Here is a 20,941-nt window from a genome sequence, read left to right as displayed (position 1 = left end):
AGCAAAACTAAAATTTTGTTATGGATCTTTTTTTGTTTTACAAAAATCAAATAACTAAATATAGGAGACATTATTTTATTAAGTGAAAAATATTCATTTATAAGTTGAACATAATGAACTTTACTAACTTATAAATGAGAGCTATATTATAAATAAAGCGATTACATAAAAGCACTACCTATTCTAATTATGAAATTTAAAGTAATAGATGAATATGTAATGTAGAAATGTACTATGCTGATAAAAAGTATAATGAGAAGCTAAATAAAAAAAGTATTAGAAAGGATGAGGTTAGAAATGGACACAAAAAAACTATTATTTAATGCAAGAGCAATACATGCAGGGAGTGAACCAGATCCAACTACTGGTGCACATGTTTCTCCTATTTGTCGTACTTCAACATTCGTAATGGAAAATGTTGAAAAAGCAATTATTGCAGGTTATGGTGATGTAGAAGGAATTTATGCATATACTAGATATGCAAATCCAACAATAGATGCTGTTCAACGTAAGATCGCAGCTTTAGAGAATGCAGAAGCATGTTTAATGGCTGCATCAGGAATGTGTGCTATAACTACATCATTACTTGCAAATTTAAATACAGGTGATCACTTAGTTGCTGGTAATACTATTTATGGAGGAACTTTTGCTTTTATTAAAAATATTATTCCACGTTTTGGTATTGAAGCAACTACAGTTTCCACAACTGGTGATAACATTGAAAACATCAGGAAATCAATGAAATCGAATACAAAGATTGTTTATATTGAAACACCATGTAATCCAACTTTGGGCATTACAGATATTAAGAAAGCAGCAGAAATAGCACATGAAGCTGGAGCATTATTATATGTTGATAATACCTTTGCAACACCATATCTACAAAATCCACTTTCATTAGGTGCAGATATTGTGCTGCATTCAACAACTAAATATTTAAATGGACATGGAGATGTTTTAGGTGGAGCAATTTTAGGCAGTAAAAATTTAATTCATAAAATAGATGGAGAGTTTATGAAATTTATGGGTGGAATTATGTCACCTGCAGATGCATCAGAACTTTCTAAAGGTGTTAAAACTTTAGGTGCTAGAATGGAAATACATTGTTCAAATGCTATGAAAGTAGCTAAATTTTTAGATAATCATGACATGGTTGAAAAAGTGCTATATCCTGGACTAGAATCTCATCCAGGTCATGAAATTGCAAAAAAGCAAATGAAAAACTTTGGCGGAATGATGAGCTTCAATGTTCGTGGTGGATTCGAAGCAGGAAAAATGTTAATGGATAATGTAAAAATGATCAGTTTAGCAACTTCTTTAGGTAATGTTGATTCACTAATTCAGCATTCAGCATCAATGAGCCATGCTTCCATGAGTAAAGAAGAACGTGAAGCAGTTGGAATTGCAGATGGACAAGTTAGATTATCAGTAGGAATTGAAGAAGCAGATGAAATTATCAAAGACTTAGATCAAGCTTTAAATAATGTTAAAAAGGCATTAAATTTGTAATTTGCAGTACAAAACATAAAATGCCCTTTAACAGGTAATTTACAAACGAAGTAAGTGGTTTTAATTACTCTGTGTCTCAAGTGAAAGGAGAAAAAAGTAATGGGTGGTTTCAGTTATAAAGATATTTATATGGAAGATGGAAGAAGAGTTCTAGAGATCAATGTACTTCCAGAAAAGTATTGTAATTTTGATTGCATATTTTGTCCTATTGGAAGGTCGCAAAATAAAGTAGATACCCAAAGGTCATTTGACAAAATAGATACTTCATTGATTGAACTGGGAAACATTATAGAAAGTACAAAAGCAGAATTAGTCTTTATCAACTCAAAAGGAGAAGCCTTAGTAAATGATAAAATTGTTGATATTATTGACTTTATCAAAGCCAAAGGTTTGCCTGTAAGACTACTTTCTAATGGATATTTGCTAGGTAGAGATAAATATATGAAAATTGCTAATAAATGTGATGAGGTTGTTGGAGAAATAAAAATAATAACAGAAGAAGGCTTTCAAAAAGTCCAAAGACCTATTGAAGGATATACATTAGCAGAATATATTTCAAACATGGTTTCTTTTAATAAACAATATAAAGGAACATTTATATTTGAAATCACTATAATTAAGGGCTATAACGATGATGAAGAATCAATTAAGAAGTTAAAAAACGTTATTAAAGAGATATCTCCTGACAAAATAATTATTGCAAGAATAGAAGATGAACCATTTAAGAAAAAACTTGGTATAACTGATGAAAGATTTGAGGAAATTTCAAATGCATTACTAAATGCTTATTAATGATAGTAAATACAATAATAAAAATTCATTTGGAGTATAACTTCAAATGAATTTTTACAATAACTTATTAATTGAATAGAGAGGTAAAAAACTAGTTATGAAAAATGAAATAAATTATAAAGAACAATATTTAAATATCCAAATATTGTTGAATCAAAGTAAAGAAGAAATCAAAAGGGAAAATGAAAATATAATGAAATTAAAGAGTGAAAATACTAAATATTACAATGATATTAAAAACTATAAAGAAGTTATTCTTAAATTGAATGATGAAATTAAAAGTTTAAAAGAAACTATAAAAAATAAAGATAAATACTATAATGAAAAAGTTTTAGTAACAAGTTTATTACAAGATGTGAAATTTAACTGGTCCAGAAAATAGAAATTTTAAAATTAAAATATGCTACCAGATTAACTTCAAAATTTAATGTATGCAAATAAGAATTATCTATGGTATTTGGCCTGATTTCCATATTCTGTTGGAATCAGGCTATTTAACTTTTTTGCTCACTTTAACTTTGTACAAACAAATACAATGTTGTATTTGATTCTTAAGATAAGAGGAAGCGATCGATGAAAAAATTGTCGCAATAATGACTACTAACATAGTAAAAATGTTTAAACATTTCTAGCACTAATAAAGGATTTTTAAGAGGTAGTAATTATTATAAGTTTTCAGGACAGCCCCTTTTTTTCAAATAGTAAGCAACTTTATAATATTCAATGCTATATCCTTTTTCTTTAAGCCTTTTTGAAATTTTTCTAGGCCCTAAGCCTTGACGACTAAGTTCATCAATTATATCAGCAATATGATTATTAATTATGTTAGCTTCGATAGAATTATGTTTATTGAAAGTGTTTTCATCAAAAAGCTCAAAGGGTAAATGCTCTAATTCTACTTGCGTTACTATTTCTTCACCATCGTGAATTTCTGAAATAAGAGGAGAAGCTGCATCAATACTTAAGTTTATAACATCTCTCATTTGCCTTATATTTCGAGGATAATGTGCTTTAAGCAATACCTCCCGGCATGATGGACTTAAAATAACTTTATATTTAATGTTATTATGAAGCATTACAGCATCCTCATATTTTTTTACAAAGTGGTTAAGTAAGTCTAGCTTTTCATCTAAGCTGCGGTCTACTAGGGAAGGTAAAGTTAACTCATATTGTGCAAGTCTTTGGTATAACTCCGGCAATAATTCATCTTTAAGATTTTTAGTTGATGCAGCAATAATGATTACATCAACGCTGATTTCTTTTGATCCACCAACTCGTCTTATTTTGCCAGATTCTATTGCTTTTAATAGAAGGTTTTGATAGTGGTCTAATGCATGGGCTTCATCCAAAAATAATATGCCTCCGCTTGCTTGTTCAAAAAGTCCTTTTTTCTGCTTAGATCCAGTATAAGCACCTTGTTCAGATCCGAAAATTTCAACTGCTGCAATATCTGAATTGGTGTATTGGGCACAGTTAATCTCTACAAATGGAGCATCTTTATCTAGAATTCCTAATTTAACAGCATAGCTGTGAATCATCTTTGCCAGCATGGTTTTTCCTGTTCCAGACTCACCAATTATAATAGAATGTCTTGGACCTGCAAGGGAACCAACTGTTCTTTTGGCAGATTTTAATACCTTCTCTAAAGAACCATCTTTACCAATAATAGACATAGGATCGGATTCCACAGAACTTAATGCAAGTTGTAATTCCAGTGATTTAATTTTTTTATTAAGAGCGTCGATGTCATTAACACTTTTAAAAATTGAATAAGCACCACAAAATTCACCATTAATAAATATAGGAAAGGAGTTAACCATATATTTTTTATTACCAACTTGATGAATTTTTTTATCATGAATTGAATGTTTATGTTTTAGTACGGAAAGCAATACAGCTTTAGGATAAAAATCAGTTATCATTTTACCAATCATGGACTCTGGCTGTGTACTAACATAAGATGCAGATATATTATTAGCAAAAATAAGTTGTCCATTAACATCTACAATATTAATCCCATCATTACAGTTATCTAATACATCTTTTATAACATCATTATTTACCAAATCTTTATAATTCATTATATCACCTTTATAACATTTTTCTCATTACAACACTAATTATAACATTTTTTCTAACAAGTTTGTATAAAATGTAATAAAATATTAGAAAAAACAAGGAATTTATTCTTTGGCACGGTAATTGCTATAATATTTAGTAAAATGATAAAGGAGGATTTAAAATGTCTAAATTAACTGAAATTCGTTGGCATGGCCGTGGTGGCCAAGGAGCTAAAACTGCATCATTATTGTTAGCAGATGCGGCCTTTAATACAGGTTGTTACGTTCAGGGATTTCCTGAATATGGTCCTGAAAGAATGGGTGCACCAATTACAGCTTATAACAGAATAAGTACTGAAAAATTAACAGTTCATTCTAATATCTATGAACCAGATTATGTAGTTGTAGTTGATGAATCATTGTTAGAATCCATTGATGTTACAGCAGGACTTAAAGAAGAGGGTGCAATTGTTATTAACACAAAAAAATCACCTGAAGATATAAAGAAGCACTTGAGAGGTTATAAAGGAAAGGTTTGCACAATAGCTGCAGGAAAGATTTCTGAAGAAACTTTAGGAAAAAACTTTCCTAATACACCAATGCTAGGTGCAATTGTAAAGGTAAGTGGAATTATGGATGAAGAAGCTTTTATTAAAGATATGGAAGCATCCTTTGCTCATAAGTTTGCAACAAAACCAGAAGTTCTTAAGGGAAATATGGAGGCATTAAAAAGATCTATGGAGGAGGTGAAAGGAATATGAGAACAAAAGAAGGAAAAATAATTGATGAGAACATTACATGGAAGGATATAACTCCAGGTGGTGTAATATATGAAAACGGAAGTGCAGAAAACTTTAATACTGGTGATTGGAGAACAATGAAGCCTGTTTTCAAAGCTGATAAATGTAAACAATGCTTGCTTTGTGTACCGGTATGTCCTGACTGCTCCATTCCAGTTAAAGATGGTGAACGCATGGACTTTGATTTTAAGCATTGTAAAGGCTGCGGGATTTGTGCAAAAGTATGTCCTTTTGATGCAATTGATTTTATTAAGGATGAAAAGTAGAGGAGTGATATAATGGCTATTCGAGAAAGATTATCCGGTAATGAAGCGGTTGCTATAGCTATGAAGCAAATAAACCCAGATGTTGTAGCTGCTTTCCCTATAACACCTTCAACAGAAGTACCACAGTACTTTTCACAATATGTTGCAAATGGACAGGTAGAAACTGAATTCGTACCTGTTGAGTCAGAGCATAGTGCAATGTCTGCCTGTATAGGTTCGCAAGCAGCAGGAGCAAGAACAATGACTGCAACATCTTCTTGTGGACTTGCATTAATGTGGGAAATGTTATATGTTGCAGCATCATCTAGATTACCAATTACTTTGGCCTGTGTTAATCGTGCCCTTACAGGACCTATTAATATAAATAATGATCATAGTGATTCCATGGGAGCTAGAGATACTGGTTGGATCCAAATTTACAGCGAAACTAATCAGGAGGCTTATGATAACTTTATACAAGCTGTCAGAGTTGGTGAACATAAAGATGTTTTACTACCAGTAATGGTATGTCAAGATGGATTTATAACAAGTCATGCTGTGGAGAATATAGAACTTATTGAAGATGATAAAGTTAAAGCTTTTGTAGGTGAGTATCAGCCAGAAGATTATATGCTAAACACTAAAAGACCTATTTCTGTTGGACCATATGATACAGTTTCTTATTATATAGAGCATAAAAGGCATCAAGCAGAAGGTATGAAGAATGCTAAAAAGGTAATTCTTCAGGTAGCAGAGGAATTTGAAAAGTTGACAGGTAGAAAATATGGTTTATTTGACACATATAAATTAGAAGATGCAGAGTACGCAATTGTAGTTATAAATTCTACTGCTGGTACTGCAAGAGCAACTATAGATGAAATGAGGGCTGAAGGTAAAAAAGTAGGCATGTTAAAAATAAGAGTCTTCAGACCATTCCCAATGGAAGAAATTGCAGATGCATTAAAGAATGTTAAAACAATTGCTGTAATGGATAAAGCAGAAGGCTTTTCAGCAGCAGGTGGACCGCTATTTGCAGAAATAAGATCTGCCCTTTATGATGTTAAGAAAAGACCTATGATGGTAAACTACATCTATGGTCTTGGTGGAAGAGATATAAGAACAAATGATATTGCAAGTGTTTATAACGATTTATTCCAGATATCTAAAGATGGACAAGTTGGCGAAGTATATAGATATCTAGGGGTTAGAGAATAGGAGGTGTAGAAGAAAATGAGTTATAATTTTAAAGAAGAAATGAATAAGACAGATAGATTAACTGGTGGTCATAGAATGTGTGCTGGGTGCGGTGCTCCTATTGCTGTAAGAGGTGTACTTAGAGCACTTAAACCAGAAGATCATGCAATTATTGGAAGTGCAACAGGTTGTCTTGAAGTTTCAACTAACTTATATCCTTACACAGCGTGGAAGGATTCCTTTATACATAGTGCCTTTGAAAACGCAGGCGCTACTATAGGTGGTGTAGAGGCAGCATATAATGCACTAAGAAGAAAAGGAAAACTTAATGAAAATTATAAATTTATCGCTTTTGGTGGAGATGGAGGCACTTACGATATAGGATTCCAATCCCTTTCTGGAGCTATGGAAAGAGGTCATGACATGGTTTATGTTTGTTATGACAATGGAGCATATATGAATACAGGTATTCAGAGATCTTCTGCTACACCAAAATATGCAGATACTACAACAACACCAGTAGGTAAAGAAAGTTCAGGAAAGAAGCAGTTTAGAAAAGATTTAACACAAGTTATAGCAGCTCATGAAATTCCTTATGTGGCTCAAACCACTTTTATAGGTAATTTTAAAGATCTTCATGAAAAAGCAGAGAAGGCTATTTATACAAAAGGTCCAGCATTTCTTAATGTAATGGCTCCATGTCCTCGTGGATGGAGGTATAAAACAGAAGAAATTATGGAAATCTGCAGATTAGCTGTTGAAACCTGTTACTGGCCTTTATTTGAGGTTGTTGATGGAGAATGGAAACTTTCCTATAAGCCAAAGAAGAAGCTTCCGATTGAAGAATTCTTAAAACCACAGGGAAGATTTAAACATTTGTTCAAAAAAGGCAATGAGCATATGATTGCTGAAATACAGGTAAATGTTGATAAAAAGTGGAATGAATTATTAATTAGATGTGGAGAAAAAGTAGAATAAATCATTTAAAAGAAATTTAACAAAAATATTTTATTAAGTTCATAAGTCCATAGAAAAATTCCTTCGATTATTTCTCAACAGACTGCTTTCACAATACTGAAAGCAGTCTGTTTTATAAAATATAAAAATCACTAATACTTTTAGAAAGGATGATTAAAATGAGTTGGAGAGATATATACAAAAGTAAGTTAGTTACAGCAAATACAGCGGTTTCGGTAATAAAATCTGGAGATAGAGTTGTATTGGGTCATGCTGCTGGAGAACCAACAACATTAATTAATGCAATGATAGCTAATAAAGAAAATTATAGAGATGTAGAATTAATTAATATGGTAGTGATTACCCAGGGTGAATATGCTAAAGAAGGTATGGAAAAATATTATAAAAACAATTCAATTTTTGCCAGTGCATCCACTAGAGATTCCATTGAATCTGGAAGAGGAGATTTTACTCCTTGCTTCTTTCATGAAATCCCTAAGCTGTTCAAAAAAGGAGACTTGCCTGTAGATGTAGCTTTAATTCAAGTTAGTTATCCAGATGAACATGGGTATTGCAGTTTTGGAGTATCAAACGACTACACAAAACCTGCTGCAGAATGTGCAAAGATTGTAGTTGCTGAAATAAATGATAAAATGCCAAGAACTATGGGAGATTCATTTATTCATTTATCAAAAATAGATTATATAGTTGAAACTTCTCATCCTATAACTGAACTTCAGCCACCCAAAATTGGAGAAGTTGAAAAATCAATTGGGGAGAATTGTGCATCTTTAATAGAAGATGGATCTACTTTACAGCTTGGTATAGGTGCTGTTCCAGATGCAGTGCTTTTATTTTTAAAGGATAAAAAAGACCTAGGAATACATTCAGAAATGATATCAGATGGTGTAGTAGAATTAGTAGAAGCAGGTGTCATAACTAATAAAAAGAAAACTCTTCATCCTGGAAAAATTGTTGTGGCTTTCCTTATGGGAACTAAAAGACTTTATGATTTTGTTAATGATAATCCTATGGTAGAAATGTATCCTGTAAATTACGTAAATAATCCTACTGTAATAATGAAAAATTATAAGATGGTTTCTATAAATTCTTGTGTACAGGTTGATCTGATGGGACAGGTGTGTTCGGAAAGTATAGGATCAAAACAAATTAGTGGCGTAGGAGGACAAGTTGATTTCGTAAGAGGAGCAAATATGAGTGAAGATGGCATATCAATAATTGCAATACCATCAACAGCTTCAAAAGGAAGGGTTTCAAGAATAGTTCCACTGTTAAATAATGGAGCAGCGGTTACAACTTCAAGAAATGACGTAGATTATATAGTTACAGAGTACGGAATTGCTAAACTTAAAGGTAAAACCTTGAAAGATAGAGCAAGAGCTTTAATAAATATTGCACACCCAGATTTTAGAGAAGGTCTAATAGAAGAATTTAAAAACAGATTTAAGTGTGAGTTGTAGTTAAAATTTATATACAAAAAGTATATACAAAAATCCATATATGCGGTAAGCGTAATAAGTTATTCAAGATTGCTAAAGAGTAAGCGTCAAAGATTTTTTGACGCTTACTCTTTAGCATACGAAACAATGTGATCAAACATTTTTAAAGTTGCTGGAGAAAGTAATTGTTTTTTATGTGTTACTAGCCCAATAGTACGAAACTCATTTGGCACTATTGGATAGACATTTACATTGCATCGCACTTTATTTAGAATCAATTCCGGAACAATGCTTATACCAAGTCCACTCTCAACAATTGCGATGATGGATTGGTCATCATCTATGAAAAATTGAGGACGGATGGATAAATTGTATTTTTTAATAAAAGAAATTGTATCTGAATTATAACCTTCTCGCTGCAAAATAAAAGGCTGATCTCTTATATCATCTATGGTGACATATTTAGAATGAACAGGTTTAAAATTTTTCGGTGTAATACACAAAAGTCTATCCATATACAGAGGCGTTTCTACAAGGTCTTCCTTTACAGGTAAAGTAGCAAAGCCAATATCTACAACCCCAGTTTTTGTCCAAAAAAGAACATCTTCATAATCCCCTTGCATAATATTGATATCAATATTTGGATAAAGATTGCGAAAAGATTTTACAATATCCGGAATCCAATTGGCGCAAACACTGCTAAAGGTACCAATTATCACAGTGCCCTTTTCTAATCCATTAATTTCAGCTGCTTTTTGCTGCAGCTGTTCTTCACAGTTTAGAATTTCACGTACATGCATAAGCATAAGTTCTCCTTCACCTGTAAGTTTTACACCAGTTCTACTTCGTAAGAATAATGGAAAACCCAACTTGCTTTCCAGCGAAGATATAGAATGACTGACAGCTGATGGAGTTAAATTCATAACTTCAGCTGCCCGTAAAAAGCTTTGTTGCTTTGCCACAGCATCAAAAATTTGGTATGAAAATAATGACATATGCATTTCTCATCATAAGTGAATATTATTCATTTAAAAAATATAATTGTGGACTATACTTTATATAATTTAATACTACAATTAAACAATAAAATAATCAATATTGATTAATATAAATAAATCACCATAAATTATAATTGTAAACTAAATACTTTACAAAATAACTATATGATAATCTTAATATTTTCAACATTAATTAAACAATGTAATTTAATTCCTGACATGGATAATTAAAAACTGTAATAAGTTTTCCTTCAGTAAAACCTATGCTCTCATATAATTTTCGTGCAGCTATACCTTTTACATCTCCTTCACGATAGGTTATTACTTTTAAATTCGTACCTTTAGGAAACAAATCAAACATATGACGTATTAAATTGGTGGCAATCCCTTTTTTTCGATGGCTTGGATGAATTGCAAGAAATTCAAGCTCACAATTCTCCATTGAAAATATTAACTCCCCAACTAATTCACCTTTATCATCCTTTGCAATTAATGCTTCCTGTCTCAAAATGCTCTGTTGCAATATATTTTCATATTGCTTTAAATCAAGTCCAGGAAAATTTTCTTTAACTAGCTCCAGCAAATCTATCCAATTTTTAAAATCACAATTTTTTGCATAAGCTACTTTCATAACATTCACCTCTCTTTTAATACCCAATTCCTTTATTTTATCATAAACACCATATTATTCAATTTATAGGATGTCTCACCCCTACTTTTTTATTTGATATTTCACCACATTTTTAACTGTTATATTAAAGATGTTGTTCCTGTTTGAAAAGAACGTTATAGAATATTGAAAAGAGAGGGATTTCACTTATAAAACAGAAAGTATATAATCCGGAATATCTTTATTCTTCCCAGTTGGAAGCTCCATCTGTGTTACCTTTGGCTTTCTCATTGATAAATTCATGAGCCCATCTTCACCCTTTGAACTCATAATTCTTACAAGCCAGTTATCATTATCTACAAATTTGTAATCTTCACGGATATGTGTACCTCTGCTTTCCTTTCTCATAAGAGCAGCTCTTATACCTGCTTCAGTACATGTTAACAGATTTCTAACCTGTATGGATTCTATCCATTCATAATTGTAAACTCTGTTTTTGCTTTTAGTGCTCATTTCCTTTATATCGTAATTGTGTATTTTCAAAATTTCATCTAAAGCCTTTGATAGTCCTGCCTCATTTCTTCTAAAATTAAAGCCGTCATCAGCTGTTTTTTCTATATTTTTGTGTATTTTTATAGGACTTACTCCACCTTTTCTTTCAATAGGCAAGAGAATATCTTCAATTATAGAGTCAACATTAGTGTTTTTCATAATTGGTTCATTTACACCTTGTATATATTGTGAAGCCGATAACCCTGCTCTATATCCTTGTACAAGCATTTCAATAAGTCCATCTGCAACTCTCATAGCTCCAAACACACCACTTGTAGTTTCACCAGCTGCATAAAGTCCCGGTACTCCAGTATACATATTTTCATCTACTTCAATACCACCCATACTGTATTCTGCGCCAATACCCACTTCCCATGGAATTCCCTTTTTAATATTCTGAACAAAAGTATCTAAATTATTTCCTTGATAGAACCCTTTTCCATACCAATTATTCATTATTGGTTCAACTTTTTTTCGAAACTCTTCATAAACCTCAAAAGGTACATTGGAATAATCAAAATATACTCCTCCATTTGGACTTCCTTTTCCTTTTACAATTTGTTCTCCATAATAGTAGGTAAATATAAGTTTCCCCATCTCACTTTCTTTGCCCATTTTAATCAAGTTTTCTGGTATATTATCTAAAATACATTCACCCTTACCATTTTTAACAATAGGCATAAGCATACTTGAGTGTAAAAAAGGATAAATTGAACCTTTATAAACAGCTGGAGAAAGTGCAACTGATGGTATATACAATAAAAACTCCATATCTGCAAGCTTTGCTCCTGCACGATACGCCATAGCCATTCCATCACCAGTCATATCAGAAACAGTACATTTAAAGGAATAAGGTTGATATCCACCAGTAGCTAAAATAACTGACTTTGATCTAATTTCAATAATTTCTCCTGAATATATATCTATTCCCACTGCACCTACAGCTTTGTTATCTTCCATTAAAATATCTGCTACTATAAAATCTTCTATAACATCAATACCACCTGCTTCTGAAACTCCCAATCGGCATCCATCACCTACAGCTTTACCTGAGGTTATATATCCTTCTTGTCCAAAGAATGCAACCTTGTGTCCTGCTTTTTCAATCCACTGTTTAAGCTCCCAGCAGCATTCACCACAATCATTAACAAACTGCTCAACCATATTTTGATCACTTAAATAAAAAGACTGTTTTACGATTTGTTCAAATAAGTCTTTCTTTGTGCTTTTAGGGTCTGCCTCCTTTAAGCCATATTTATAATATGCAGTTTCTCCATCCATAGAAAATCCTGCTCCTGCCATAATGGCATTTCCACTTTTTCCAAGCTTTCCTTTTACTGAAAGTATTACTCTTGAGCCTTTCCTTGCTGCTGTTATAGCGGCCATTGATCCTGCTCCAGAACCGCCAACAACTAATATATCCGTATCAAGTATCTTGTCTATTTTCATCTTAATAACCTCCTTATTTCCTATAACCTTTTTAAATTAAACTTACAAACTTTATCACCTTTTGCAATACAATAAGGCCTTTCTAACTTCATGCCAAAAGCTTCAAATAAAATATGATCTATTTCACAATATAAATGACCAAGCTCCATACCACCTTTTCCATACTGCTGCCATATATCCGCCATAGGACAATAAGTAGTTTCTAAAGGATTATCCGCTGAGCATTTCCACCCAGTTGAAGGCATATCTCTAACTGCGGCATAAGTTCTTGCATCATCTGCATCTAATCCCCTCTCCTTTGCTTCCTCTTTCATCGCCTTTATTCTTGCCTTACCAAATTTATTTACTGCTGATGAAACTGCCTCCATTCCATTTTCCTTGCCCATTCTTTCAACCATTTCCTGTGCCATAAAGTAGTATAGCTCCGACATAAGCTTTGCAAACCTCACTGCTGGTTCTTCATTGCTTCTTAAATTACTCATTTTATTACCTCCCTTAAAATTTTATATAGTAACTAGATCTTTTATAAATTTTCTTCCTTTTAAAGGTTCAAGAACAATCTCATCAGCATTCTCTACTATATGAGTACATGCTAGATTAGGAGTACCATTAACCATAAGTGTGCACCTTCCGCAAATTCCATGTCCACAAGCACTGTGCTTGTAATAGCTGAGGCTGCTGTCACAATGTTCTTGAATATAATCAAGAACATTCATTACAGTCCATTTTTCTTCAAAAATTACTGGAACATCAAAATAATCATAGTGTTCTCCCTCTTCTAATGTTGGATCAAATCGATATACTTTTACTTTCATTTCCAAACCTCCGATTAATGAATTTTTTTATTTACGAATATTTTATGATTCGTAATAATTTATTAAAAAAATTTGGTCCAAATTTAAATGCTTTAAAACTAAACACTTAAATTTATACCAAGCTTTTTTGTAAAATATTATAATGACTCTGCTAGTCTTCTTAGAAATTTAATAAGGAATTCTTTTTCCTGATCATTTTCCGTTGCCTCTAAGTACTTTTTAGCAACCTCATAATCAAACTTCATATGTTCTTCTTGAATAATTTCACCTTCCTCTGTAATTTCAAGATTGAAGGAGCGTCTATCTTCTGGACTTATAACTCTCCTTAGGATTCCACGCTTTTCAAGACGATTTATGACGCTTGTTAGTGTACTATTAGGAATTTGCAAGATACTAAGCAAATCTTTTATCTGTTTTCCTGGATTTTCTGACACTAACCTAAGTGCTCTAAAATCAAGCATAGACATTTTTTTAGCTTTATCAGAATACTCATTCATAAACTTACTATTTATCATTTTATATACAAGTTCATGTATAGCTTTATCAACAATTTTAATATCTTCATCGTTTATCATATAACTTTTCTTCCTTACTTCGTAATATCTATATCATGTAATAATCTTAGAACAACTTATATAATTTGTCAAGGCATAATTTTCCAAATACTGTTGAATTCTATAGTTTGCTATCTTTATGCAATTTATGCCAAACAATTTAATTTTTTCCATACCCTCATGGCAAATGGTATTCTATATCCATATGGCAAAATCTTTGTATTTAAAAGTACCACTGCCGTGATGCAATTTACCTTCCCATTCCAGCTGTCTAAAAGCATCCCGCATTCTAATTAGTATTTCTGGATGTATATCCAAACTATGATGTGCTGGAAAAACCTTTTTTACTGGAAGTGCTGCAACTCTCTCAATTGATTTCAAATAAGCTTTCGGATCAGTAGACGGATAATAAGCAAATAAAGTATCTTTATAAACTAAATCACCTGTGAAAAGATAACCACATTCCTTTTCAAAAAAACATATATGTCCTGGTGAATGACCTGGCGTATGTAGAACTTGAATAGAACGTCCTCCTATATCAATAATGTCATTATCTTTTAGAACCTTTGTAGGCATACCTTGAAAAAATTCATAATTGTTCACATTATAACCTTCGGGCAAGTCGCAGCGATCTACTACCATGTCCTTGATTTGTTCTAAAGTTAGTGGAAATTCTCCATTCAGCCAGTTTAATTCATCCTCATAAGCATAAAAGTTAGGAAAAAATTTATGCCCACCAATATGATCCCAATGGATATGAGTTGCCACAGCAGTTACTGGTTTGTCAGTCAGCTTTATAACTTCATCGTAAATATTACAAATGCCAAGACCAGTATCAATCAATATGCTTCTTTCAGTACCATTTAAAAGATAAGCATGTGTTTCCTCCCAATGTCGATATTCACTGATGATATGTGTATCCTTATCAATATGATCTATTGTAAACCAATTGTCCATTTAACTTGTCCTTCTTTCTTAAATATCTCGTGTAGCCTAGGCTACAAGGATTGCTTTCATTGAATCTGTAAATAAATCCTGGCAAAACTCAATTTACTCACTGTTAAATTATAACATACATGTATCTCACTATTAAATTTTTATTAATTGCCGCATCAAATTTTCATTATGGGAAATTTAAAAATAAAAGTTAATAGATTAAATAGTGGAGAGGTGGTAAACTTGATAGAACTACTCTTTAAGATTTTATAGTAATTGAAATAACGATGGGGCTGTTGCACTAAGTAATTTGTATACAATATATTGTAGTACTTACTTAATACGACATCCCCATTTTTACTTATTTCACATAGTTTTTTATTATTATTTATTTAACCAAAAAGTTCCTCGATATCCTTTTCTTCCATACTAGAAAGCAAAATTTCCTCTCCAGTATTTTCTTCTATAACATTGTTTATTATTTCTTTCTTTTTCTCCTGTATTTTGTGTATTTTCTCTTCTATGGTTCCTTTAGCTATAAGTCTAATAACCTCTACTGTTTTCTTCTGTCCAATTCTATGAGCTCTGTCCGAAGCCTGACTCTCTACTGCTGGATTCCACCAGGGGTCATAATGAATCACTATATCTGCAGAAGTTAGATTTAGTCCTGTTCCGCCAGCTTTAAGAGATATTAAAAATATAGGAATTTCCCCTTCATTAAACTGTTTAACTATTTCCCCTCTATCTTCTGCTTTTACACTGCCATCAAGGTACATATACTTTATGTTTTCACTTTTAAACATCTCTCCAATATTTTTAAGCACAGAGGTAAATTGAGAAAACAACAATATTTTATGTCCATCATTTACATTATTCTGTACTATATCCTTAAGAGCTTCCATTTTTCCATTATCACCTTCATAGTTTTCTATAAAGGTAGAGGGATCACAGCATATTTGCCTAAGTCTTGTAATTATAGAAAGTATCTTTATTTTGCTTTTATTGATACCTTTATCTCTTATTTCATTATTTACCTCCTCTTTAGCTTGCTGAAGGTAAGCTGCATATACCTTCTTTTGATCCTCTGTCATATCCACCACCATATTATGTTCAATTTTAGGTGGAAGTTCTCTTATAACATCTTTCTTAAGTCTTCTAAGAATAAAAGGTTTTGTATGTTTATTTAATTCCCCTAAAGCTTTTTTGTCACCATTTTTTACAATAGGTGTTTCATATTTTTGACTAAACTTTCCATGACCTAACAAATATCCTGGCATTATAAAATCAAAAATTGACCATAATTCTGTAATAGAATTTTCAACAGGGGTTCCTGTTAATGCAAAATAGCTGCCGGCTTTAATTGATTTTACACTTTGAGCATTTAAGGATTTAGGATTTTTTATATTTTGAGCTTCATCTAAAAAGCAGTGTCTGAATTTTATAGCTTTATATTCTTCTATATCTCTTTTAATAAGTGCATAGGAGGTTATAACTATGTCCGCCTCCTCCATGTCCTTTAATTGACTTTCTCTTACATCCCTGCTGCCTGATACAATTAAACATTTTAAATTTGGCTGAAATTTATTTATTTCACTTTCCCAATTGTATACTAAGGATGTAGGGCACACCACTAAAGAAGGCTGCTTTTCCTCATTTTCATCTACCTCCGATTTTATAAAAGCTATAGTCTGAAGGGTTTTTCCAAGACCCATTTCATCTGCTAAAATACCTCCAAAGCCGCAGCTTGAAAGAGTTTTAAACCACTTAAATCCAAATTTTTGATAGCCTCTCATAGTATTATCAAGTTTTTCTGGAATTGTATAATCAATGTCACTAATATCCTTTATATTATTTATCAATTCTCTAAACTTCTTATTCCTTTGCACAAAAGTTATGTTATTTTCCTTAAGGCTTGTATCTATGTAAACAGAATTATATTTAGAAAGAATTATTTGATCCTTTGTAAGGTCTGAAGTCTTTATATTTAAATACTCTATCATATCTGATATATTTTGAAGTTCACTTGTCTGTAACGGAATAAAGCCTCCATTTTTAAGTCTGTAATATTTTTTCTTTTGTTTTAATGCTTCAAATATATGCTTTAATTCTTCTCTATTTACCCCATCAATATTAAAGGTAAATTCCAAAAGATCCTCATCATTTAATCTTATGTTGGATTTATAGCTTTTGGAGGTATAAATTCTTATATCTTTAAAAGCACCTGAATAGTAAACTTCTGCAGATTCCTGAAGCTTTTCCAAGCCTTCTCCTACAAAATCTAAAATTTTCTCCTCATCTTCTAAAACAAAATTAAATTCCCTTTTTTCAAATTGAAAGGCAGTCAAGGTATCTACTATGGCTGCTTCTTCCTCAATATCTCTGACCAATACCTTCCCATCTTCCCTTGCCTCATTATCTCTTAAGGGATTTATATCTATATTCCCATATTTAAATATTACATCACAAACTACAGCATCTCTATCCTTATCAAAATAAAGACAAGGCTTTAAAGGTTCTTCATAAAATTTCTCTTTAATACTGTTATTGACTATTACCTTTGTACCTATCTTTTTTAAGGCTGGAATTATATAAGAAGCTATTTCCTCACTTTCACTTTGATGAAAAGTAATTTTAGAACTTCTTTGTTCAGTAAAAGTATTGTAAAGTGCTTTATACACCCTTACCTGTTCATTTGTTGGCATATATATTTTGTCATTATAATAAAAATAATTTCCACTTTTCACTAAAGCTTTAGGCAGCTTTGAAGTTTGAGATAAAATTATATTATTTCCCTTGCTATCTAATTTAAATTCTAAAGGAAAATTTTCTCTTACTACTTTAACTTCACTGTAGTTATCATCATTTATGACCAAATCTATAGCTATTTCTCCTATATTATCAAAAAATTTTTTTAAGTTATTTTCCGTAAGCCTTGCCTTTTTTCCGCTTAAAAATCTCGGTGTTTTGCTATAATGATAACCATACATTACCATGCTCTCTGTAGCTCTATCTATTTCATATAGATCTTTAAGCATACTCAGAATAAATTTGTCTTCATCCTTAAACCTGTGTAAATATGAGCTATATGTAAAATTTTTACCAAACTCCAGATCATTCTTTTCTATAACTGCTTCTAAAAAACTCTTCATATTCTTTACTACATAAAGCTTTTCCTCTCCCACCTTTAATTCTAAAAAAGCTTCACTTACTCTGCGGCTAATATTAAATTGTAGCTTATACTGTAGGTTTAAAGTCTTAGTTTCTATGTTTTCCTTAGAGGATATTAGACTTTCCTTTAATTTTTGAATTAATTTACTATTTTTCTTTATTACTGATCTTCTCTCTTCTTCATTTATTTCAAACAAATTTATTCACTCCTGTTTAGGCATCTGAAAGAAAATAATAGGTCCAAATGCGAGATGAACTTACTGTTTTTTTCAAGATGCCTTCTATTCTCATTAAACATTCTAGCACATAATGATATTTTTAAACATATTGATAAATCATTTTCCAAGCAATTAAGAAAACATGTTAAAATTAGTTATGCTAATATTTATAAAAACATGTAAATGCATGGAAATAGTGGTATAATTTATTATATACTCAGTTACTTCGCAGTTGTAAATTATTGTCAACTAACTATTATTTATATTTTGAGGGTGGTGGTTATATGAGTGAAAGCGATATTAGTGACATTATACCGATTATAAATCTAAAAATGATAAGGAGATGCTTTTATGAGTTACAACCCCGAAATCCCGAAAAACAGATATGATAATTATGAAGATCGTGAATGGACTCGTCTTGAAAAAGATGGACACGGAGAACTTCTTTATCATGTGCATTTTGATATATTAAAGCGTTATATCAATCAAAATGACAAGGTTTTAGAAATAGGTGCTGGTTCCGGACGATACACAAAAGATATTGTAAAAATGTGCAAAGAACTAACTGTAGGAGATATATCAGCACATCAGATAGAATTTAATAAATCTAAAATGAAAGAACTTTCATTGTTTCAGAAAATTAAGAAGTTTTGTGTATTAGATGTGCTAAATATGGGGATTTTTGAAGATTCCTCCTTTGATTGTATTGTTTGTATTGGTGGAGTAATAAACTATCTTTTAGATAAAGAAAAAGATGGCATAAATGAAATGTTAAGAGTTCTAAAGCCCGGCGGAACATTAATTGTAGGTGCTATGAGTTTTATCGGTGCATCACTATATTATTTAGATGGCATTAGATATGAAAAAGAGCAATTTGGCCTTGAAGCTACAAGGTGGGTATTTAATACAGGTATTCAAGATGAAGAGCACTACCCTGTCCCAAGTAAGCACTATGTCCATATGATGAGAAGTTCAGAAATGGATGCACTATTTGCCAATTACCCAATCACTATAAAAGAGAGAAGTTCTGCTGGATTATTTACACAAGCTGGCGATTCTGCGCTAGAAAATGCTAGACAGGATAAAGAATTTTGGAAACTCATTATAGAAAAAGAAATTGCTTTTACTAAAATGCAAGGAACACTTGATTGTGGAATGAATATCATTTATGTGCTAGAAAAAAATTAACAGCCGTAGGTTATAAGAATAATCTAAGATAACCTTAATACACAACATTCTTATATTATGAAACAAAAGTTATTAGAAAAATTACTAGCAAGCTATCCTCAATAACTATAATTAAGGGACTGTCGCATTAAGAAATTTACATGCAATATATTGTTTTTAAGATTAATAGCAAACATAATATACTGTAGTATTTAGGCATATTCTTAGTGTGACAGCCCCTTTACTTATTTTTTCCATATTCTATGAAATAGGTATTAATAATTCTCGTTAATGCATATTTTTTTATTTTACAGATTTCAAATGAGCGATATCTGTTATATTTTTCCCAGTTGCAGCTTCAATAAAATTTAAATCTTTAGACATAATTTCTATATTACTTTTAATTGACTTTGTATCTCCAGATATATGAGCCAATTCATGTTTCATATTTTCTTGTTCAGCCTTTATGGTATCTACTTTATTCTCAAGAGCCTTAAAGGCTTGAATATTTAATTATACATAATAGCAGCTGGTCTCACTTGCTACTCTTGCTTAGTTCTTCAATGTCATCTTTTGATAATCCAGATACTTTAATTATAGTTTCAATATCAATATTTAAGTTAATAAGATTTTTAGCTATTTCTATTGCTTTTTTATTTTCTCCTTCCTTTATTCCTTCTTTTATTCCTTCTTCTCTTCCCTTCTTCTCTGCAGTTTTTAATTCTGCTTTGTGAACCATTAAAGCTTTTAAATCAGTTTCATATATTTCTCTTTCTTCTTTATCTAGATACATTATATCTAATTTTTCTATGGCTTTTTTTACATTTTCATCTGCTGCTAGTTCTTCTGGTATCTTATCTTTATCAATTTCATAAGCTCTATTTAAAAAAGCTACCCATCTATCTAAAGCTGTTTTTAAATCTTTAAAGTCTTTTTTGAATTTGTTTAACTCTATGAAGTGCATTTCAAATATATTTGAAAACTCTTTCTTTGTTTTTTCGTTGTAAACTTTGTATACATTGTGAAAATTTTCTTCATCTAAATAATTAAAATCTAATATATTTATAGCTATAGTTTTTCTTAAAAGTTCAAAGTCATTTCCGCTTTCTATTTGATCTGAATATACTTTAGCCCAATAATAAAAAGCTCTTTTGTCATAGAATCCTTGCTCTGCTAGCTGCATTTCTATATCATACCAGGTTCCTTTTTCATCTACAGCTTTTATATCTAATATAGTCATTTTCCCTTTTCTGTAGTTTGCTATGTTATATGGATTTTTTAATTCTATATCTTTAATTTGCTCCTCTTCTCTAAGAAGAGAATTGATAAATGCCATTAATATATCCTTATTCTCTTCACTGGCAAATAACTTTTTAAATGCAAAATCTACTTTTGGATTTAATCTACACATTGTTTTCACCTCTTTTTCAAAGTTTATCAACACCTTACCTTATTAT

General features: G+C 31.4%; 20 protein-coding genes. 9 read left to right on the top strand and 11 right to left on the bottom strand.

The genetic code is table 11. From position 1 onward, the window contains the following. Positions 1-297 precede the first annotated feature (297 nt). The 3 genes from HBE96_RS03280 to HBE96_RS03270 all read left to right on the top strand — a co-directional run bounded on the left by HBE96_RS03280 (position 298) and on the right by HBE96_RS03270 (position 2,683). A complete protein-coding gene (locus tag HBE96_RS03280) occupies positions 298-1,509 on the top strand; it encodes a trans-sulfuration enzyme family protein (RefSeq protein WP_169296335.1) in 1,212 nt (403 codons plus the stop codon). 99 nt (positions 1,510-1,608) lie between these two features. Beyond that, on the top strand, positions 1,609-2,301 hold the full coding sequence (locus tag HBE96_RS03275; RefSeq protein WP_169296334.1) for a radical SAM protein: 693 nt from the start codon (positions 1,609-1,611) through the stop codon (positions 2,299-2,301). Between the two features lie 97 nt (positions 2,302-2,398). Continuing rightward, entirely contained in the window at positions 2,399-2,683 is a 285-nt protein-coding gene (locus tag HBE96_RS03270; protein WP_169296333.1) for a hypothetical protein, read from the top strand. Positions 2,684-2,966: 283 nt separating this feature from the next. On the opposite strand, the gene HBE96_RS03265 is transcribed toward HBE96_RS03270, so the two are convergent. Continuing rightward, entirely contained in the window at positions 2,967-4,382 is a 1,416-nt protein-coding gene (locus tag HBE96_RS03265) for a sigma 54-interacting transcriptional regulator (RefSeq protein ID WP_169296332.1), read from the bottom strand. Between the two features lie 161 nt (positions 4,383-4,543). Here HBE96_RS03265 and HBE96_RS03260 point away from each other — a divergent pair, with 161 nt between their 5' ends. The 5 genes from HBE96_RS03260 (at position 4,544) to HBE96_RS03240 (ending at position 9,038) form a co-directional block, all read left to right on the top strand. After that, positions 4,544-5,122, top strand: a complete 579-nt coding sequence (locus HBE96_RS03260) for a 2-oxoacid:acceptor oxidoreductase subunit gamma family protein (protein WP_169296331.1) — start codon at positions 4,544-4,546, stop codon at positions 5,120-5,122. Further along, positions 5,119-5,427: a 4Fe-4S binding protein gene (locus HBE96_RS03255; RefSeq protein ID WP_169296330.1), complete on the top strand. Its 309-nt coding sequence runs from the start codon at positions 5,119-5,121 to the stop codon at positions 5,425-5,427. The genes HBE96_RS03260 and HBE96_RS03255 overlap by 4 nt, the downstream gene beginning before the upstream one ends. Positions 5,428-5,439: 12 nt before the next feature. Then, on the top strand, positions 5,440-6,621 hold the full coding sequence (gene porA / locus HBE96_RS03250) for a pyruvate ferredoxin oxidoreductase (RefSeq protein ID WP_169296329.1): 1,182 nt from the start codon (positions 5,440-5,442) through the stop codon (positions 6,619-6,621). A gap of 15 nt (positions 6,622-6,636) precedes the next feature. Beyond that, positions 6,637-7,578, top strand: coding sequence for a thiamine pyrophosphate-dependent enzyme (locus tag HBE96_RS03245; protein ID WP_169296328.1), 942 nt, complete (start codon positions 6,637-6,639; stop codon positions 7,576-7,578). Positions 7,579-7,736: 158 nt separating this feature from the next. Continuing rightward, positions 7,737-9,038 carry an acetyl-CoA hydrolase/transferase family protein gene (locus HBE96_RS03240; RefSeq protein ID WP_169296327.1) on the top strand — a complete coding sequence of 434 codons (1,302 nt, stop codon included), beginning with the start codon at positions 7,737-7,739 and terminating at the stop codon, positions 9,036-9,038. A 104-nt stretch (positions 9,039-9,142) separates the two neighbouring features. On the opposite strand, the gene HBE96_RS03235 is transcribed toward HBE96_RS03240, so the two are convergent. From HBE96_RS03235 to HBE96_RS03200, 8 genes are all read right to left on the bottom strand, one after another. Then, positions 9,143-10,012 (bottom strand): LysR family transcriptional regulator, encoded by an 870-nt coding sequence (locus HBE96_RS03235; RefSeq protein ID WP_169296326.1) that lies wholly within the window; start codon positions 10,010-10,012, stop codon positions 9,143-9,145. 196 nt (positions 10,013-10,208) lie between these two features. Beyond that, complete coding sequence (locus HBE96_RS03230) at positions 10,209-10,646, bottom strand: GNAT family N-acetyltransferase (protein WP_169296325.1); 438 nt, start codon at positions 10,644-10,646, stop codon at positions 10,209-10,211. A gap of 186 nt (positions 10,647-10,832) precedes the next feature. After that, the gene (locus tag HBE96_RS03225; RefSeq protein ID WP_169296324.1) at positions 10,833-12,626 is read right to left on the bottom strand and encodes an FAD-binding protein; all 1,794 of its coding nucleotides are present in this window, start codon (positions 12,624-12,626) and stop codon (positions 10,833-10,835) included. A 20-nt stretch (positions 12,627-12,646) separates the two neighbouring features. Next, positions 12,647-13,108: an L-2-amino-thiazoline-4-carboxylic acid hydrolase gene (locus tag HBE96_RS03220; protein ID WP_169296323.1), complete on the bottom strand. Its 462-nt coding sequence runs from the start codon at positions 13,106-13,108 to the stop codon at positions 12,647-12,649. 21 nt (positions 13,109-13,129) lie between these two features. Beyond that, entirely contained in the window at positions 13,130-13,441 is a 312-nt protein-coding gene (locus HBE96_RS03215; RefSeq protein ID WP_169296322.1) for a 2Fe-2S iron-sulfur cluster-binding protein, read from the bottom strand. A 137-nt stretch (positions 13,442-13,578) separates the two neighbouring features. Continuing rightward, positions 13,579-14,016: a MarR family winged helix-turn-helix transcriptional regulator gene (locus HBE96_RS03210; protein ID WP_169296321.1), complete on the bottom strand. Its 438-nt coding sequence runs from the start codon at positions 14,014-14,016 to the stop codon at positions 13,579-13,581. 174 nt (positions 14,017-14,190) lie between these two features. Continuing rightward, a complete protein-coding gene (locus HBE96_RS03205) occupies positions 14,191-14,952 on the bottom strand; it encodes an MBL fold metallo-hydrolase (protein WP_169296320.1) in 762 nt (253 codons plus the stop codon). A 371-nt stretch (positions 14,953-15,323) separates the two neighbouring features. Continuing rightward, positions 15,324-18,296 (bottom strand): DEAD/DEAH box helicase, encoded by a 2,973-nt coding sequence (locus HBE96_RS03200; protein ID WP_243186813.1) that lies wholly within the window; start codon positions 18,294-18,296, stop codon positions 15,324-15,326. A gap of 372 nt (positions 18,297-18,668) precedes the next feature. Here HBE96_RS03200 and HBE96_RS03195 point away from each other — a divergent pair, with 372 nt between their 5' ends. After that, positions 18,669-19,505, top strand: a complete 837-nt coding sequence (locus HBE96_RS03195; protein WP_169296319.1) for a class I SAM-dependent methyltransferase — start codon at positions 18,669-18,671, stop codon at positions 19,503-19,505. 282 nt (positions 19,506-19,787) lie between these two features. On the opposite strand, the gene HBE96_RS03190 is transcribed toward HBE96_RS03195, so the two are convergent. After that, positions 19,788-19,931 (bottom strand): hypothetical protein, encoded by a 144-nt coding sequence (locus tag HBE96_RS03190; RefSeq protein WP_206154816.1) that lies wholly within the window; start codon positions 19,929-19,931, stop codon positions 19,788-19,790. Positions 19,932-20,019: 88 nt separating this feature from the next. Then, the gene (locus tag HBE96_RS03185) at positions 20,020-20,895 is read right to left on the bottom strand and encodes an Rpn family recombination-promoting nuclease/putative transposase (RefSeq protein ID WP_169296318.1); all 876 of its coding nucleotides are present in this window, start codon (positions 20,893-20,895) and stop codon (positions 20,020-20,022) included. Between the last annotated feature and the right edge of the window lie 46 nt (positions 20,896-20,941).

Source organism: Clostridium muellerianum (assembly GCF_012926525.1).
GTDB classification, from domain to species: Bacteria; Bacillota; Clostridia; order Clostridiales; family Clostridiaceae; genus Clostridium_AM; species Clostridium_AM muellerianum.
Note: the sequence above shows the minus strand (reverse complement) of the source record. Positions and strands in the feature narration are given on the sequence as shown.

Coding starts and splice junctions, on each gene's coding strand:
- HBE96_RS03245 (WP_169296328.1), top strand. CDS start 6,637: ATGAGTTATAATTTTAAAGAAGAAATGAATAAGACAGATAGATTAACT.
- HBE96_RS03235 (WP_169296326.1), bottom strand. CDS start 10,012: ATGTCATTATTTTCATACCAAATTTTTGATGCTGTGGCAAAGCAACAA.
- HBE96_RS03280 (WP_169296335.1), top strand. CDS start 298: ATGGACACAAAAAAACTATTATTTAATGCAAGAGCAATACATGCAGGG.
- porA (WP_169296329.1), top strand. CDS start 5,440: ATGGCTATTCGAGAAAGATTATCCGGTAATGAAGCGGTTGCTATAGCT.
- HBE96_RS03275 (WP_169296334.1), top strand. CDS start 1,609: ATGGGTGGTTTCAGTTATAAAGATATTTATATGGAAGATGGAAGAAGA.
- HBE96_RS03205 (WP_169296320.1), bottom strand. CDS start 14,952: ATGGACAATTGGTTTACAATAGATCATATTGATAAGGATACACATATC.
- HBE96_RS03255 (WP_169296330.1), top strand. CDS start 5,119: ATGAGAACAAAAGAAGGAAAAATAATTGATGAGAACATTACATGGAAG.
- HBE96_RS03220 (WP_169296323.1), bottom strand. CDS start 13,108: ATGAGTAATTTAAGAAGCAATGAAGAACCAGCAGTGAGGTTTGCAAAG.
- HBE96_RS03195 (WP_169296319.1), top strand. CDS start 18,669: ATGAGTTACAACCCCGAAATCCCGAAAAACAGATATGATAATTATGAA.
- HBE96_RS03240 (WP_169296327.1), top strand. CDS start 7,737: ATGAGTTGGAGAGATATATACAAAAGTAAGTTAGTTACAGCAAATACA.
- HBE96_RS03265 (WP_169296332.1), bottom strand. CDS start 4,382: ATGAATTATAAAGATTTGGTAAATAATGATGTTATAAAAGATGTATTA.
- HBE96_RS03270 (WP_169296333.1), top strand. CDS start 2,399: ATGAAAAATGAAATAAATTATAAAGAACAATATTTAAATATCCAAATA.
- HBE96_RS03260 (WP_169296331.1), top strand. CDS start 4,544: ATGTCTAAATTAACTGAAATTCGTTGGCATGGCCGTGGTGGCCAAGGA.
- HBE96_RS03210 (WP_169296321.1), bottom strand. CDS start 14,016: ATGATAAACGATGAAGATATTAAAATTGTTGATAAAGCTATACATGAA.
- HBE96_RS03225 (WP_169296324.1), bottom strand. CDS start 12,626: ATGAAAATAGACAAGATACTTGATACGGATATATTAGTTGTTGGCGGT.
- HBE96_RS03230 (WP_169296325.1), bottom strand. CDS start 10,646: ATGAAAGTAGCTTATGCAAAAAATTGTGATTTTAAAAATTGGATAGAT.
- HBE96_RS03190 (WP_206154816.1), bottom strand. CDS start 19,931: ATGAAACATGAATTGGCTCATATATCTGGAGATACAAAGTCAATTAAA.
- HBE96_RS03185 (WP_169296318.1), bottom strand. CDS start 20,895: ATGTGTAGATTAAATCCAAAAGTAGATTTTGCATTTAAAAAGTTATTT.
- HBE96_RS03215 (WP_169296322.1), bottom strand. CDS start 13,441: ATGAAAGTAAAAGTATATCGATTTGATCCAACATTAGAAGAGGGAGAA.